18 protein-coding genes and 2 tRNA genes are annotated in these 16,153 nt (G+C 38.7%); 6 read left to right on the forward strand and 14 right to left on the reverse strand.

From position 1 onward, the window contains the following. Positions 1 to 139 precede the first annotated feature (139 nt). Together AC1M9M_RS05745 and AC1M9M_RS05750 are read left to right on the forward strand one after the other, a co-directional pair. Positions 140 to 346, forward strand: coding sequence for a PA3496 family putative envelope integrity protein (locus tag AC1M9M_RS05745; RefSeq protein ID WP_092766845.1), 207 nt, complete (start codon positions 140 to 142; stop codon positions 344 to 346). Positions 347 to 412: 66 nt separating this feature from the next. Further along, positions 413 to 937, forward strand: a complete 525-nt coding sequence (locus AC1M9M_RS05750; RefSeq protein ID WP_481595841.1) for a YecA/YgfB family protein — start codon at positions 413 to 415, stop codon at positions 935 to 937. Between the two features lie 26 nt (positions 938 to 963). On the opposite strand, the gene AC1M9M_RS05755 is transcribed toward AC1M9M_RS05750, so the two are convergent. The 3 genes from AC1M9M_RS05755 to trhO all read right to left on the reverse strand — a co-directional run bounded on the left by AC1M9M_RS05755 (position 964) and on the right by trhO (position 3,109). Further along, positions 964 to 1,572, reverse strand: coding sequence for a DedA family protein (locus tag AC1M9M_RS05755; protein WP_481595842.1), 609 nt, complete (start codon positions 1,570 to 1,572; stop codon positions 964 to 966). A gap of 67 nt (positions 1,573 to 1,639) precedes the next feature. Further along, positions 1,640 to 1,981 (reverse strand): hypothetical protein, encoded by a 342-nt coding sequence (locus AC1M9M_RS05760; protein WP_481595843.1) that lies wholly within the window; start codon positions 1,979 to 1,981, stop codon positions 1,640 to 1,642. Positions 1,982 to 2,176: 195 nt separating this feature from the next. Next, positions 2,177 to 3,109, reverse strand: coding sequence for an oxygen-dependent tRNA uridine(34) hydroxylase TrhO (gene trhO / locus AC1M9M_RS05765; RefSeq protein WP_481586490.1), 933 nt, complete (start codon positions 3,107 to 3,109; stop codon positions 2,177 to 2,179). Between the two features lie 91 nt (positions 3,110 to 3,200). On the opposite strand from trhO, the gene AC1M9M_RS05770 reads away from it, so the two are divergent. Next, on the forward strand, positions 3,201 to 3,707 hold the full coding sequence (locus tag AC1M9M_RS05770) for a DUF1289 domain-containing protein (RefSeq protein ID WP_171076814.1): 507 nt from the start codon (positions 3,201 to 3,203) through the stop codon (positions 3,705 to 3,707). Positions 3,708 to 3,765: 58 nt separating this feature from the next. Here the strand turns inward: AC1M9M_RS05770 and panD are convergent, their stop codons facing one another. From panD to AC1M9M_RS05815, 9 genes are all read right to left on the reverse strand, one after another. Further along, positions 3,766 to 4,146 carry an aspartate 1-decarboxylase gene (gene panD, locus AC1M9M_RS05775; RefSeq protein ID WP_035269276.1) on the reverse strand — a complete coding sequence of 127 codons (381 nt, stop codon included), beginning with the start codon at positions 4,144 to 4,146 and terminating at the stop codon, positions 3,766 to 3,768. 147 nt (positions 4,147 to 4,293) lie between these two features. Further along, positions 4,294 to 4,872 (reverse strand): aminoacyl-tRNA hydrolase, encoded by a 579-nt coding sequence (gene pth, locus AC1M9M_RS05780; protein ID WP_035269278.1) that lies wholly within the window; start codon positions 4,870 to 4,872, stop codon positions 4,294 to 4,296. A gap of 19 nt (positions 4,873 to 4,891) precedes the next feature. Next, positions 4,892 to 5,188, reverse strand: coding sequence for a 50S ribosomal protein L25 (gene rplY, locus AC1M9M_RS05785; RefSeq protein ID WP_035269282.1), 297 nt, complete (start codon positions 5,186 to 5,188; stop codon positions 4,892 to 4,894). 98 nt (positions 5,189 to 5,286) lie between these two features. Continuing rightward, entirely contained in the window at positions 5,287 to 6,240 is a 954-nt protein-coding gene (locus AC1M9M_RS05790) for a ribose-phosphate pyrophosphokinase (protein ID WP_035269283.1), read from the reverse strand. 36 nt (positions 6,241 to 6,276) lie between these two features. After that, a tRNA-Gln gene (locus AC1M9M_RS05795) sits at positions 6,277 to 6,351 on the reverse strand. 91 nt (positions 6,352 to 6,442) lie between these two features. Beyond that, positions 6,443 to 6,517 (reverse strand) — tRNA-Gln (locus AC1M9M_RS05800). Positions 6,518 to 6,522: 5 nt separating this feature from the next. Beyond that, a complete protein-coding gene (gene ispE / locus AC1M9M_RS05805; RefSeq protein WP_035269285.1) occupies positions 6,523 to 7,353 on the reverse strand; it encodes a 4-(cytidine 5'-diphospho)-2-C-methyl-D-erythritol kinase in 831 nt (276 codons plus the stop codon). 12 nt (positions 7,354 to 7,365) lie between these two features. Beyond that, positions 7,366 to 7,950, reverse strand: coding sequence for a lipoprotein insertase outer membrane protein LolB (gene lolB, locus AC1M9M_RS05810; protein WP_092766842.1), 585 nt, complete (start codon positions 7,948 to 7,950; stop codon positions 7,366 to 7,368). 6 nt (positions 7,951 to 7,956) lie between these two features. Continuing rightward, complete coding sequence (locus AC1M9M_RS05815) at positions 7,957 to 9,669, reverse strand: tetratricopeptide repeat protein (protein WP_481595844.1); 1,713 nt, start codon at positions 9,667 to 9,669, stop codon at positions 7,957 to 7,959. Between the two features lie 76 nt (positions 9,670 to 9,745). Between AC1M9M_RS05815 and hemA the strand changes: the two genes are divergently transcribed. After that, the gene (gene hemA, locus AC1M9M_RS05820; protein ID WP_481595845.1) at positions 9,746 to 11,029 is read left to right on the forward strand and encodes a glutamyl-tRNA reductase; all 1,284 of its coding nucleotides are present in this window, start codon (positions 9,746 to 9,748) and stop codon (positions 11,027 to 11,029) included. Between the two features lie 23 nt (positions 11,030 to 11,052). On the opposite strand, the gene AC1M9M_RS05825 is transcribed toward hemA, so the two are convergent. Both AC1M9M_RS05825 and AC1M9M_RS05830 read right to left on the reverse strand, forming a co-directional pair. Beyond that, the gene (locus AC1M9M_RS05825; protein ID WP_481595846.1) at positions 11,053 to 12,948 is read right to left on the reverse strand and encodes a DNA primase; all 1,896 of its coding nucleotides are present in this window, start codon (positions 12,946 to 12,948) and stop codon (positions 11,053 to 11,055) included. A 129-nt stretch (positions 12,949 to 13,077) separates the two neighbouring features. After that, on the reverse strand, positions 13,078 to 14,094 hold the full coding sequence (locus AC1M9M_RS05830; protein ID WP_180027950.1) for an outer membrane protein assembly factor BamD: 1,017 nt from the start codon (positions 14,092 to 14,094) through the stop codon (positions 13,078 to 13,080). 71 nt (positions 14,095 to 14,165) lie between these two features. Between AC1M9M_RS05830 and rluD the strand changes: the two genes are divergently transcribed. Further along, positions 14,166 to 15,218 carry a 23S rRNA pseudouridine(1911/1915/1917) synthase RluD gene (rluD, locus tag AC1M9M_RS05835; RefSeq protein WP_180027949.1) on the forward strand — a complete coding sequence of 351 codons (1,053 nt, stop codon included), beginning with the start codon at positions 14,166 to 14,168 and terminating at the stop codon, positions 15,216 to 15,218. 17 nt (positions 15,219 to 15,235) lie between these two features. Next, positions 15,236 to 15,976 (forward strand): peptidoglycan editing factor PgeF, encoded by a 741-nt coding sequence (pgeF, locus tag AC1M9M_RS05840; protein WP_481595847.1) that lies wholly within the window; start codon positions 15,236 to 15,238, stop codon positions 15,974 to 15,976. Positions 15,977 to 16,153: the final 177 nt, after the last annotated feature.

The following is a 16,153-nucleotide window of genomic DNA, read 5'->3' on the forward strand; positions in this document are numbered from 1 at the left end:
AATGACATATTTTTTTGTCCAAAAAAAACTAAAATTTGTATAAATATCAGCGAAAAATAAAATAAAACTTGACAAGTATTCTGAACAAAGATAAATAGCGCCTAGCCCCATTCATTTTTTCACACATGAGGTAGTTTTAGTGTCTTCTACAGATTTTGAACTAGATGATAACTACGGTGATGATGATGTTAGTTTTGATGAAACTACGAGCAAAATTAGCGCCAAAGAATCATTAGAAAAGCGTCGCTTGATTGATGACTTACTTGCACAGCGTCGTTTAGATCGTGAATTGAAAGATCTTGAATATGATTTTGACGATGATGATTTCGACGATGATGAAGACTAAATTAGATTGGGTATCCTGATCTAAAATGTTATTCTACGGAATTAAGATACAACTTTTGGAAATACAATGAGTGCATTAGATTTAGACTTGTTAAGTGACTACTTAGATGGCGACCAAAATGAGCATGGTCTAGATTTTGCTGCAACTCATGGTTTTTTGTGTGCGACAGCTGTAGGTCCTAAATTTGATCGTTGGTTGGATGAGTTATTTGACAATAATCAAAAGAAAGTGCCTGCAGAGATCGTAGCTCAAATTAAACTTTGGTTAGAAGATTTACGTCAAAAACTTGCCAATGAAGAAGGTATTGAATTTCCTTTTGAAATTGAAGAAGCAGATGTAGAGTCAAGCCTTGGGGATTGGAGTGTAGGCTTTGTCGATGCAATGTTCTTAAATGAAGATGCATGGTTCACACCTGAGTTTGAAGAGCAATTAGTTGATCTCACTCTGCCAATTATGGTATTCAGTGGTGTTGACGAAGAAGATCCTCAAATGGAGTCTTTCCGCCGTAACGGTCAATTGATGGATGAGCTTGCAGAAGAAATTCCAGATAACTTGAATGAATTATATTTGATGTATCATACGCCGAACTAATTAAAAAGCACCGTAAGGTGCTTTTTTTATTTTGAGTTCTTTCTTTTTTGTCTGCGGTACACAATCCAAATGATTATGCTGATCACAATAGCAATAATTAGATAGCTTACTTGGCTAAATATTTTGTGCATCATTTTAGTATTATTTCCAAAATAATAACCCACATATGCTAAAAATGTGGTCCATATAACCGTGCCTAAACCACTATAAAACATAAACTTTGCAAAAGGCATTTTGCTCATGCCTGCAGGTATGCTAATCAGAGATCGTACTGCTGGAACCATACGTCCAAAAAAAACGATTCGATGTCCATATCTTTCAAACCATTCTAATGATTTATCAACATCAGCTACTTTAATAAATAAATACTTGCCATATTTCTCAACGAACGCATAGAGCTTTTGATCAGAGATCTTACGTCCTAACCAATACAGCGTAGCGGCAGCTAAGAGCGAACCTATACTTCCTGAAATAATGACACCGATCAAAAGTAATTGACCCTGAGAAGCGGTATAGCCAGCTGAAGGCATAATAATCTCTGAGGGTATAGGTGGAAAAACATTATCGAGAAACATCAATAGAGCAATGCCGAAATAGCCCAATTGCTCCATCACTGAAATGATCCAATCTTTCATAAGTGATTTGTATTTTAAAGTTAAACCTATGCTAGAGGTTTTTAAGAAAAAATACAGTGAAATTAAGTTAATGCATTAATTCAGGGTGTTGAATTTGTATAAGTGTATGAACATAGACTTCTCGTAGGATATAGCTGACGAGAAGGGGAGCTATGCTGATGATGAAGATAAGACTCGTTGAATCTCTCATCTGAAAACCGATTGCTAAAGCAATAATTGCGCCGATACAAGCACCTAACGTTACGATAAAATAATGGGATTGGTTACGTATATGCAATTTAACACCAGAATTATGTGAATCGATATATGTAAATGTTAAATGTGTCGGTACAGCTGATACACGATCTAAATGATTATGGTGAGCAAAATTCCGTCGAACAGGAAGATATTTGAATGGCACTCGATTCATGACTTTCATCCTTGAGCTAAATTTATTTCCTTCGTATTAAATTTATCTGAATGACTTCATGTGTTTTGTGTTGTTCTAAAATAACTTTGTAATGGTGATATAGCAGAATTGAAATTTTGTTTGTTCAATGTAAAAAGCGTCATCTACACTGTAATGTAGACAACGCTTTTGTAAGTTAAATAAAATATTTTTTATTTATAGGCGTTTACGTTTTGCCGCAATAATCTGAGACTGGCGCATACGGAATCCTTCTTTCTGCTTTTCTGTTGTTTTATCGATACAATAAAGACATGATACGCCATGTTCGTAACTTGGTAATGCTACTTCTTCAGGGGTTAATGGCCAACCACAAGCATGGCACTTCACATTTTGACCTTCTTCCACTCCGTGTGTAACCGCAGTACGACCATCAAAAACAAAGCATTCACCTTCCCATAAACTTTCTTCAGGAGGGGTTTCTTCTAAATATTTAAGAATACCACCTTTGAGGTGATATACCTCTTTAAAGCCTTCTTGAAGAAGTAGTGAAGTTGATTTTTCACAACGAATCCCGCCTGTACAAAACATGGCAATCTTTTTATCTTTATGCTGTTCAAGATTGTTTTTTACATATTCAGGGAATTCGCGGAACGTTTCAGTTTTTGGATCAATTGCCCCTTTGAATGTGCCTGCTTTGTATTCGTAATCATTTCTTGTATCGACTAAGATCACGTCATCACGTGCAATGAGTTCGTTCCATTCTTTAGGGTCTAGATAGTGACCAACTAAGTCGCGTGGCTTCACTGGAACACCTAAAGTCACGATTTCTTTTTTATGTTTGATTTTCATTTTACGGAATGGTTTTTCGTCACTGTGTGACTCTTTATATTCCATATCATTAAATCCTTCATTTAAAAGGAATTGATGAATGACATCAATTGCATGACGGTCACCTGCAACTGTTCCGTTAATCCCTTCATGGGCAACAATAAGAGTACCGCATAGGTTGATGGTTTTTACCAACTCAAGTAATTTTTGTTGAAGTGCTAGAGAATCTTCAACCTCTTTAAATTGATAAAGTGCCGCAACAACCCAACCAGTGGTCGCTTGCTGTTCTACAGGTGCAAGCTGTTCTACAGTAGCGTTCATGGAGTACTCCAAATGTATTAATATAGGGATAAAATCAGGCGCGTATTCTAACGCGATTTTTGAAAATATGCGAGAAAGCCATAGAAAATTTATGGTTTTATATGAGGAAAATATTTTGAATACAGCGCGTCGAATCCCATCATTAACACCATGTGCGGGACGTTGTTCAACAGTGTTTGGTGACGCGGTATGTCGTGGTTGTCGACGTTTTAATCATGAAGTGATTCAATGGAATACTTATAATGAAGAACAACGACTGAGTATTTGGAAGCGTTTAGATCAACAACTGGATCAAATTTTGGTTCCAATGCTTCCTCATGCTCAACTTTCTGAGGTGGAAAAATTCATTGAATCAAAAAGAATCCGAGTATTGGAGAATGCTTCAAAAGGCCGAAAATTATATCATGCGCTTAAAATTTGCGAAAAAAACAAGCATTTAGCAGAGCAGAGTGGTTTAGGTATTTCAGCTCCACATGTTAAACCGATCTGGACTGAGTTTGAACGTCGGGTTCTTGCGTTGGCGAATGCCAGTTATGAATTAGCTTGGTTAAGAGCAGATGGGATTAGCCAGAGCTTGCAGTTGGTGGATGAAGAGTAATTCTATGATAATTTGTTATAAAAAAACTCGCTCAAGTAAGCGAGTTTTTAGTCAATCATTAAGCAACTTGGACAGGAATACAGTTTGCTGTGTGATTCACAGTGTTATCTGGATTTGCATAAACCAAACGTGGTTTATGTGCATCAGCTTCTGCAACAGTAAAATCACCGAAAGTCGCGATAATAATAATGTCACCTAAATCTGCTTGGTGAGCAGCACCACCATTTACAGAAATAATGCCTGAGTTTTCTTCACCACGGATTGCGTAAGTTGTAAAACGCTTGCCATTAGTTACATTCCAAATATGAATTTCTTCATATTCACGAATACCAGCTAAATCTAGTAATACACCATCAATTGCACATGAACCTTCATAATGAAGTTCAGCTTGTGTTACAACTGCACGGTGGATTTTAGCTTTTAATAAACGAGATAGCATGGGAAGCGTCTCCTGAGTTGTTCTAAGATTGTTTTATTATCTAGAAACAACAGTTTTTTAATTTGGGTGAAGCATTTGAAAGCGCATTTTGCCCTCAAATTTTCATCGTGGCAAGAAAAATTGTTGAACAAAAATTAAATTTATCAACTACGGCTTGTAGGCATTTATTTGATTCATTGCCTGCTGAATTTCACCATTCACTAATAATTTTGTACGACTTAGTGCGTGATGAATTGCATCGTCAATGAGCGTTTGTTCACTTGAGGGTGCTTTACCTAGAACATGACCTGATACACGGTCTTTTGATCCAGGGTGTCCAATTCCAATACGTAAACGATGGAAGTTAGGGCCAGTATGAGGAACAATGTCACGTAAACCGTTATGACCACCATGACCACCACCCGTTTTGAGGCGAATGATACCTGGATCCATATCAAGTTCATCGTGAGCAATAAGCATTGCTTCTGGAGAGATTTGGTAGAATTTTGCGAAGGGTACAACACTTTGACCAGAACGGTTCATAAAGGTTGAAGGTAATAAAAGTCGAACATCTTGTCCTTCTACATTACCGCGACCACTTAATCCATTAAACTTAGGGTCATTTTTAAGTGTTATGCCATATTGTTCTGCAAGACGTTCTACATACCAGAAGCCTGCATTATGGCGGGTTTGAGCATACTCTTTACCAGGGTTGCCCAAACCAACAATCAGTGAAATATGAGACACTAATTTACACCATCAACACTTATGCGCGTTTGAAGTCAGCGTGCATTGGAGTGTTTTTAGCTGGGTGACGTTGTAAAGCTTGGATTTTAACGCTTTCAACTTTACCATCAACATCAATTTCAATTACTTCTTCAAAGAAAGCGTTGTCTTCTAAGTATTTAACAAGCTGACGAAGCTCAAGTGTAATTGCTACAGGTGCAGCATCACCACCATAGATGATAGCAGGAACTTTAGATTGAAGACGAAGGCGGCGGCTCGCACCTTTCCCTTGTACTGCTTCTTCACGTGCTACTGCATTTAATACGAAGTTTGCCATGAGAGACATCCTATTTAAGTTAAGTGAACTAGATCTGCGACCGATCTAGTGATAGAAAGCCCTACCAAAAGGCAGGGCTTTAAAATTTTAGCGCTCTATTATAGATAAGAATCAAACATTGCGCTAATAGATTCTTCGTTGTTAATACGACGAATTGTTTCAGCAACCATACTCGCAACTGAAACTTGGCGAATCTTACCAAGAGCTAAAGCTTCTTCTGAAAGCGGAATTGTATCTGTCACAACAAGTTCGTCGATAACAGAGTTTTTCAAATTCTCGATCGCTTTACCAGATAAAACAGGGTGAGTAGCATATGCTACGACACGACGCGCACCAAAAGTCTTCAATGCATCAGCGGCTTTACATAAAGTACCAGCTGTATCAACCATGTCATCAACGATCACACAGTCGCGATCTTTAACATCACCAATCAAATGCATCACTTGTGATTCATTTGCTTTTTGACGACGTTTGTCGATGATAGCTAAATCGATATCGCCCATTTGTTTCGCAACAGCACGAGCACGAACAACACCACCAACGTCTGGCGAAACAACCATAAGGTTGTCATGAGACTGTTGACGTAAGTCAGCTAAAAGCGCTGGCGTACCGTAAATGTTGTCTACAGGGATGTCGAAGAAACCTTGAATTTGGTCAGCATGAAGATCGATCATCACAACACGGTCAATACCTACAGTTGTTAGCATATCTGCTACTACTTTTGCAGTAATTGGAACACGTGAAGAACGAGGACGACGGTCTTGGCGAGCATAACCGAAATAAGGAATCACAGCAGTGATACGACCAGCACTTGCACGACGCAATGCATCTGCCATTACTAAGATTTCCATAAGGTTATCATTAGTTGGAGCACAAGTAGGCTGAACGATGAATACGTCTTTACCACGGACATTCTCAGTGATTTCGACAGCGATTTCACCATCAGAGAATTGACCTACAGATGCAGCACCTAGAGGGATATGCAAGTGGCTAACGACTTTTTGGGCGAATTGTGGATGCGCAGTTCCACTAAAAACGACAAGATTGGGCATGAAGCACCCTTGGCGGTTGAAATGTATAGAATGAGATGGCAGGGGCGGCTGGATTCGAACCAACGGATGGCGAGATCAAAACCCGCTGCCTTACCACTTGGCGACGCCCCTAATGCGGCAGAACTTTAATGGTTTTATATGGGTTTGTCAAGATTGTTTGACTCAACTCATGATACCAATGTTCTGTCTTTTTGAACTAAATTGGCAGGGGCGGCTGGATTCGAACCAACGGATGGCGAGATCAAAACCCGCTGCCTTACCACTTGGCGACGCCCCTATCATTTAAACGATGATTTGATTCAATGGTGATTGTTCTAAACTATTCACTAAGTAAGCTTTACAAGGTGAATGAGCAAGAATGTCATCAATGTTCATTTCAGTCGTTACTTCAGTAAAAACACAAGCACCTGTACCTGTAAGTTTTGCAACACCGAACTGATCTAAATATTGCATTGCTTCATCGACTTCAGCATATAGACTTCTTGCCAGAGGTTCAAAGTTATTTCTGAAATCAGATGGCTTTATCTGATAGGCGCAAAATTTAGAGGTCTTCGTGTCTCTTGTCAACGATTTTTGTGAAAAAAGCAGTTGAGTGCTGATAAAACAGTCAGGTTTTAACACAATGTATTGTTTTTGATCTAAGTCTATGAATGTTAAGTGTTCACCAATACCTTCTGCCCATGCATTACGACCATGGATGAAGATGGGAACATCAGCACCCAGTTGTACACCAATTTCTGCTAATTGATCACGATTTAAGCCACATTGCCAAAGTTGATTCATGATTAATAACGCGGTAGCCGCATTTGAAGAGCCACCACCGAGTCCTGCACCCATCGGTATATTTTTTTCGATGTTGACATGAATGCCTAATTTTTCACTTTTGGCATAGGGTTTCAGCATCATCATTGCACGATAAATCAAATTTTGTTCAAGACTTACTTCTGATAGGCCTGAAATGGAGATAGATTGGTTAGAGATTGGAGTAAATTCCATCCAATCACAAAGATCTATCAACTGAAAAATAGTTTGCAACTCATGGTAACCATTTTCACGGCGCCCCGTAATGTGTAAAAACAAATTCAGTTTTGCAGGGGAGGGTACACGAATCATAAATAATCAAACTTAACGATTTTGAATTACCATTGTAATACGATTTTCAGTTCCATCTTCAAGTTGTTGCTTTAAAATCAAACGGTTTGGTTGTGTAGATTGACCGTTGTAAGATAATTGAATATGCCAACCTTGTTCTTTAATTTCACTGATTCGCATCGATTCGTCTTTTTGAATTTCAGCTTCTTCAGTCGCTTGCTTAGCTTGTACCCAATCGACTAAATAAGTAATTGGTGCTTCCCAACCTGTTGCACGAAACAATAACTCTTCAGGTGAGTTGGCTGTAATTTCACCAGTTTTGGCACTGTTCAGTGTCACTTGACCAGGTTGACCTGAGATTTGAGTTTTACCGACTCCAAGAATTCCGCTTAACTCGATATCAAACTGTTCATCTTGCTGTTGCCAAGTAAAAAAAGCACTGCCTGATTGCTTGGGGGTCTTGACGCCAATTTTACCCTGAAGATTAAATTGATTTGATTGTTCAAGGTTTTGCGTTGTTGGCGGTGATGGTTGAGTTTGAATTGCTTGACAGCCAGTTAACCCAAGAAGCGCACTACTTGTGGCAATCAGCAATAATGATTTTAAATTTAAGATCATACAGTATTAACTCTTTTTGATATTTTGTGGCAACAATAAACTATCGAGTTGATCCAATTGAGGATGATTTGGATGATTTTTATGGAGTTGATGTAACACTTGGCTAAATTCTTCCAGTGAACCCAGCATATAAAGCGATTTAGCATATCGAATGCCGATATTTGGACTTTGGCTGAGTTGATATGCTTTCGCAAGTACACGGGTGGAAGTGTCAAAATCGTTTTGAAGAAAGCAGATATAGCCTAAGGTATCTAAGATAGATGCTTGTTCTGGGGCATTGTCTAAAGCTTGTTCGGCATATTGTCTCGCCTCATCTAAACGACGATTTTGCAACGCCAGAGTATATGCATACGCATTCAGATATGTTGGACTATTGGGTTCGATCGTGAGTAATTTTTTAAGCAATTCATCTAATTGATCGCGATCCGTAAATGGATCAAGTAATAAGACTTGAGAATATAAAATTTCAGGGTCATCAGTTAAGTTTTTAGCCGCTTCTTTGAGTAAGCCCAAGGCAGCTTTGTTATTGCCCATTTTTTTGAGTATTTCAGCTTGTGCTTGATATAAGAAACTCGCATGTTGGGGGTAATTCACCCGTTCCTGAGTCAGAAAGCGCAGCGCATCACTTAAGCGATTTTGTTTGTCATAGATTGAAATTAGATTTCGTCTAGAAACCATATATAAATTACCATCTACAAGTCGATAATAAGCTTTAGCTGTTTCAAAATGTTGTTTTCGTTCAGCATTTAATGCCAAATAAAAATAAGCATCATTTTGATACTGTCCAGATGCACGTAGTTCGACCAAATACTGTTCAGCAAGCTCATATTCTTTGAGATCAATTGATGTTAGACCTGCGATAAAAAGAGCTTCTTCCGAATCAGGCCATTTTTTTATGATGCGTTTTAATTTGCTTAACGCCTGTTCATTTTTATTCAGTTTAATTAAGTAGCGGATTTCAGCCAGACTGAGCTCTAAATTATTACGATTTTTACGAGCACTTTTTTCAAACCATTTTAGCGTCTCTTCTTCGTCGCCTAAAGCCATGAGTAAGTTTGCTTTCAGTAAGATAAACCCTGTTGATTTGGGGCGTTTTTTTAATGCTTTATTTAAAGTAATTAAGGCATTTTCGATTTCATTATTTTGTGCTTGTAAACTCGCAATCAAAACGAGAATTGAAGGATTGTTACGCGTTTTACTATTACGCAAAGTGTTTAATAAATATGCTCGATCCTCAGGGGATTCCGGAGAAATTCCTTCAAGAATTTGTTCTAAATCTGATTCAGGATCTAAATTTAAAATATCATCGAGCACATCAGCAGCAAGTTCATATTCGTGTGACTTTAATGCGATATGCGCAAGATAGAATTTTGCAGGTACATCTTTGGGTTCTTGCACGACCCAATGGGTTGCAATATCTAAAGCGGCTTGTAAGTCGTTTTGTTCGAGTGCGACGTTAAGTGCACGTTGTTTTAAAGCTGTTGAACTGGTTTGGATTGCAAGTACGGTATAGTTGTGTAAAGCAGTCGGTGTGTCATGTGCAGCTAAAGCAAATTCTGCAACCATAGCCTGTTGTAAAACTTTATGATTTAAATTGGCATGGTAAAATTCTCCAGATGCTCTAATATGAGCACTGTAAGTCATGCTACTCACTAACAAGAGTGTGGTAGAATACTGTCGAATTGTCATGCCGGTTGTGCGGCTCATTGTTTGACGCAATTTTTTTATCCAAGTACTGCTTTTTATGACACCGTTATTGCACAATAGCATAAATTTAGCCAATTGATGATCTGATATGTCTTTCTTTGCATTGGGTGTCAACCATCAAACAGCCTCAGTTGAATTACGAGAGCAAGTTGCTTTTAACCCTGAAAAGTTAAAACTATTGTTGGCTGAACAAAGTCACCATGACCAGCTGAACGATATGGTTGTGGTGTCAACCTGTAATCGTACTGAAGTCTACGCCATCGCTGATAATGCGGAGATGGTATTAGATTGGCTCGCTCAAAAAAATGGCATTGATGTAAAACAATTACAAAATCATATTTACCGTTATGAAAATACAGATGCTGTGACACATTTGATGCGTGTTGCATCAGGATTAGATTCACTCATGCTTGGAGAGCCTCAGATTATGGGGCAAGTGAAGTCTGCACTTAATTTAGCAAAAGAGTCTGAAGTTGTTTCACAAAATTTAAATCGTATTTTTGAATATGCATTTTATGCTGCTAAGAAAGTGCGTTCAGAAACAGCGGTCGGCAGTCATGCTGTATCCATGGGGTATGCGGTAGCACAGTTAGCACTACAAGTTTTTAGTAAGCCTGAACAATTAACCGTTATGGTGGTTGCAGCAGGTGAAATGAATAGCTTGGTTGCAAAGCACTTAGCTGAAATGGGCGTTGCTAAAATTTTAATTTGTAACCGTGGTCAGGAACGGGCGGAACTTTTAGCGCAAGAAATATCACATCGTGTTGCGGTAGAAATTATTCCTTTTGTTGATTTAGCTCAAAATTTACATCGCGCTGATGTGATTTCAAGTTGTACAGGAAGTTTACATCAGGTCATTTCCTATCAAGATGTTAAGTCAGCACTCAAAAAACGTCGTTACCGTCAAATGTTGATGGTGGATTTGGCTGTTCCTCGCGATATTGAATCTAAGGCTGAAAGTTTGGATGGTGTTTACCTTTATGGGGTGGACGATCTTCAAGGTGTTATTGATGAAAACTTAGCGCAGCGACGCCAAGCCGCTGTTGAAGCTGAAGTGATGGTCAATCAACTAGCAACACAATTGGTGACTCAGCAGAAAGTTTCACAAGCTGGAGCGACAATTAGTGAGTATCGTGCTCATGGAGATAAAGTTAAAGCATTTGAATTAGAGCATGCATTAGATCGTTTAGCCTCTGGCGATAATGCAGCCATTGTCATGCAGGAAATGGCGCATCGTTTGACGCAAAAGCTATTACATCCTACATCCATCTTACTCAGAGAAGTCGCTAAAGATGAAAATCCTGATGTCTATGAAACGATTAAAGAACATTTAGAAGATATTTTTAGTGCTCAGCGAAAACTAAAAAAATAAAAGCGGTCACTGACCGCTTTTATTTATTCATGTAGTAAGCGTAGTCCAATTTTTTTGGTTAGCTCATTCAGTTGTTGTCTTAAGTTTTTAGACTCATTTAATGATTTTGCTGCTTTAAATTTGATTCTCAGATATTTTTCTTGGAGTGAAAGTGAGTATTCTGAGGCAAGTTTATCAGCCATTTCAGGGGCTTCAGTGAGTGTTTGAATATTAGTACGTTTTAAAATCTCAGAGAGTTCATGATGAAATGGGCTACATGCACCCAAAATATAATAACTCGCCAACTCTTGGTCATCTGGCAGATCATCAAAAATGACATTAAAAATTTTTAATACTTTTGCAAGCAATTCATCTTCAGGAATCACTGCGCGTAATACTTCAAAATGAATATAAAGAAAAGGATGGTACATTAACATTGCCACTGCGAAATCTTCATCTCGTGTGCGAATATTAAATGATAATGAAGCGTCAAGACTCACTTGAGGCTGCCACTTTTTATTGAATCCTAATTTTTCTTTGAAATATTGACGAATCAAATAGCGATACGAACCTTGCTTAGGCATCAGATTGGTGAGTTGATTTAGCTCAGCCATGACCTGACTTTTACCTTCAGGTGTATTGATTTGATATTGTTGACTGAGAAGTGAAAAAGCAAACTCTGATAAGAGTGGTGATTGTTGCCAAAGTCGATTGAAAGTTTCAACACCGTCCTTACGAACTAATGAGTCAGGATCATGCTCCGCAGGTAGAATAAAAAATTTCAGTTCACGACCATCATTTAAGAGGGGAAGTGCAATTTCTAAAGTGCGTCGAGCAGCTTTTTGACCAGCCAAATCACCATCAAAAGCAATAGTTAACTGATTGTTTTGTTTAAATAATAGATTCAAGTGATCAGCATTGCTCGCCGTCCCCAAGGTGGCAACTGCGCCAGGAATGCCAGCTTGCTGTAATGCGATGACATCCATGTAACCTTCAACCATTAACCAATGATTGGCTTTGAGCTTACGACCTTCATATAAGCCATAGAGTAGTTGGTTTTTATGGAAAACTTCAGAGTCTGGAGAGTTGATGTATTTGGGTTTGATCTCGTCATTTAATGCTCGTCCACCAAATCCGACAACGCGACCTTTTGCATCACGTATAGGAAAAATGACACGTTCTCGTAGTAGATCAAAATCACGACCAGAATCACTGGTTCTGATCAAACCGAGTAGTTTTAATCCTTCAATATCTTGCGGAAATGCTTTTTCAAGATGTTGCCAATCTTCTGGGGCATAACCTAATCGCCAATACTTAATCGTGGTATCACTTAGTCCGCGTCGCTGAAAATACTGTTGCGCAATTTGGCTATTTGGAAGTTGTTTTTCATAAAATAAAGCAACATTTTCAAGAAGATCGTATAAATTACCTTCAGGTGCGACCTCAATTGAATTCAAGTCATCTGTATTAAATTGATACTCATCGAATTCATAGTTTTGAAATGCTTCAAAAGGATCTACATCAAAAGCTGAAGTAGGCGGAGAAATGATTTCTGCTGCATCTGCTTCAATGGGTGCCTGCGGTTGCTTTTCTTGGTAAGGTTTAATAGGTTCTCTCTTGTATGAGAGTTTTTTATTGTCTTGATTGTCTTTAGGTAATTCGATACCGGTTTGGCTTGCCAGGTCTTTAATCACCTCGATGAAATTGCGATTATCAATATCCATCATAAAGCGAATTGCATTTCCATTGGCTTGGCAACCGAAACAGTGGAAATATTGCTTATCACGGTAGACGTGAAAAGAAGGTGTTTTCTCTTGATGAAAAGGACAACAGCCTGAATAGGTACGACCTGACTTTTTTAATTTCACACGTTGGCCAATAAGATCGACGATGTCAGTTCGATCTAAAATTTGATCAATCGTATGTTGTGGAATTGCCATAATTAAAAAGCCAAAAGAATGAGGAATAAAGTGATTGAATTAAGTCTATCCTAAACACTTAAGACGATAAATAAAGCCATGCAATAAAAAAGGTGGGTAATCCCACCTTTTTTGATTCATAAGAATGGATTATTGACGCTGTGGGTCGTACATACTTTCATTTGCTGGCGCACTTTCCACATTGTGATCTTTATTACCAAGCAAGCCAAAGCTTAAGCGATTCAATAAACTGGGTTGTGTATTGGTGTTGTCAGATTGCTCTGCTGATACTTCTGCTGTTGTTTGACTGCGTGCTTCACGACCTAAAATACCTAAGGTTGCACGATTTAACCAACTTCCATCTTTACGTGCTGCGCGTAAATCGACCTCACCATTAGACTTCACAAGATGAGGGTAGTTTAGCTTTAGCACTTCAACGTATTGTTGAGATGTTGCCTTGTCACCGAGTTTATCGTATCCGTAAGCAATCGTTGCAAGCGCTTCTGGTACTTGAGGTGTTTGAGGGAAATGTTCCACAACCCATTGTCCACGCTCAACTGCTGCAAGCCAAGCTTTACGCTTTAAGTTAAAGCGAGCCGCATTCATTTCACTTTCAGCAAGTTCTTGACCAATAAACTTCATGCGCTGAGCAGCATCTACAGCATACTGACTACTTGGGAAACGACGAATGAAATCAACAAAATTTTGATATGCAACTTTCAAATAGCTGACATCACGATGAGCCTGTTGGAGTGATGTGTAGCGGATGAGACCATCATAGTTTTGCTCCATATTCGCCACACCACGAACATAGTAAGCATAATCAACATTAGGATGTTGAGGGTTTAACCGAATAAAACGGTCTGCTAGAGCAATAACAGCTTCATAGTCTTTTTGTTGAAAACGAGCATATAAAAGATCGAGTTGAGCTTGTTGAGTATATTGACCTGTAGGGTAATAAGTTTCAATTGCTTCTAATGATTGTGCTGCATCGCTATATTGACCACGATCTAATGCTTTTTGTGCTTTATCGAAATAAGATTGTTCGGTTGATTTAGGTCCAGTATCCACAACATCCTTCTTGGGATTACTGCTACAGCCCACAAATGTTGCTGCTAAGCCTAGCGATAAAGCAAGCATTGTAACTTTATAACGTGGTAGCGACATAAAAATTCCTCTGTTTATACGGGCAATAGGCTACAATTGCACTATTAAACCACTTTTGTCCGAATGAGCAAATGACTTCAGCACAAACTTCTAATTCTAATTTCCCAGAAATCGACATCAATTTACTTGAAGATTCTGAGGATGCAGATAACCATACTTCAGCCCCAACTGCAACACGTTTATCGTTGCAATTTCAAGTGGATGAGAGTTCTCTTGGTCAGCGAATAGATCAAGTTGCAGCACTCGCTTGGAACGAATTTTCGCGTGAAAAATTGAAACAATGGTTGAAGGATGGTCATTTGTTGGTAAATGGTCAAGTTGTGAAACCAAAATATAAAAGTGAAGGGAATGAGCTACTCACGCTTGATGTAGAGCTTGAAGCCCAAGTCACCAGCCAACCTGAAAATATCCCTTTAGATATTATTTATGAAGATGATGACATCTTAGTCATTAACAAGCCAGTGGGGATGGTTGTACATCCTGGCGCAGGAAACCCGAATGGTACTTTGGTTAATGCACTTTTATATCATTTTCCTAAATCAGCAGAATTATCTCGAGCTGGTCTAGTACACCGTATCGATAAAGATACTAGTGGTCTCTTGGTTGTAGCTAAAAATTTAGAAGCTCAATTTTCCTTAAGTAAACAGTTAGCGAAAAAATCAGTTTATCGAATTTATGATTTAATTTGTTATGGCAATATTATTGCAGGCGGTAAAATTGATGAGCCGATTAAACGTCATCCTGTAGATCGTGTAAAAATGGCGATCTTACCAGGTGGTCGTGATGCCGTGACTCACTATAATGTGAAAGAAAGATTCCAAAATTTCACACGTGTTCAAGCACAATTAGAAACTGGACGTACTCATCAGATTCGTGTGCATTTCACTTATATTGGTTTCCCTTTGGTCGGTGATCCAGTTTATGTCAGTCGTGTCAAAGTACCTGCGGGTGCTTCGGAAAAACTTGCTACTCATTTACGAGAGTTTAGACGTCAAGCGCTTCATGCATCAAAATTGGGGTTAATACATCCACGGACAGGTGAAGAAATGATGTTTGAAGCACCATGGCCTGAAGATTTCACAGCATTACTTGAGACTCTTCGTACGGAAAATAAGGCTTACTAAATTAAAGGAAAGTTTACATGCAAATTGTGCAAGGTTTGCCCAAAGGTGTCGTGGTAGGACAAACAGAATTGAGTCACCCTCACGCACTGAAAACACCACAGACTGATTTAGAAGGTTTTAACTTGGCGTTGCATGTAAATGATCAACCAGAACGTGTTCATCGGCATAGAATGAGCTTGTTAAATGACTTTTCAGTCTATGGGGTGAATCGATTAACTTGGATGAACCAAACGCACAGTACAATCTGTCACGTTGTAAATGATGACATGAGCTTACACGCCCTAAATGGCGATGGTTTAGTGACACAGCAAAAACAACATGCATTAATGATGATGACGGCAGATTGTTTACCGGTGGTTCTCGGTAACAAAGATGGTACTGAAGTCGCTAATTTGCATGCAGGTTGGCGAGGATTGGCAAATGGCATTATTGAAAATACAGTCAATGCCATGAGCACTCAACCCTCTTGGGCGTGGTTAGGTGCGGCAATTAGTCAGCCATGCTTTGAAGTGGGTGAAGAAGTAATGCACACATTCTGCGATAGGCTTCCAGAATTGAGCTCAGCATTTCAAAAGGGAGATCTAGAGGGTAAGTATTACGCAGATCTGTATGCGATTGCTCGCCATATATTGAAAAGTTTAGGGGTGGAACAGGTTCTTGGAGGTGAGCGATGTAGCTACACGGAGGATCAAACATATTATTCTCATCGCCGTAATTCCAAAACTGGACGTATGGCGACATTTGTCTTCATGGAGTGAACAGAATTTATTTAGTTTCAATCAGATCGTTTGGGTATTTAAGTGATGACTTTCTTAAAGCTCATCATCTTTACTTATGTTTGAGATTTTATTTAATCACTTCGATCTGTTGTTTATTTAAATGAAAGATTTAAATAAAAATACATTAATTTACAAGTTGCTAAGTTGATATAAGTG

Source organism: Acinetobacter sp. ANC_7503, assembly GCF_056780035.1.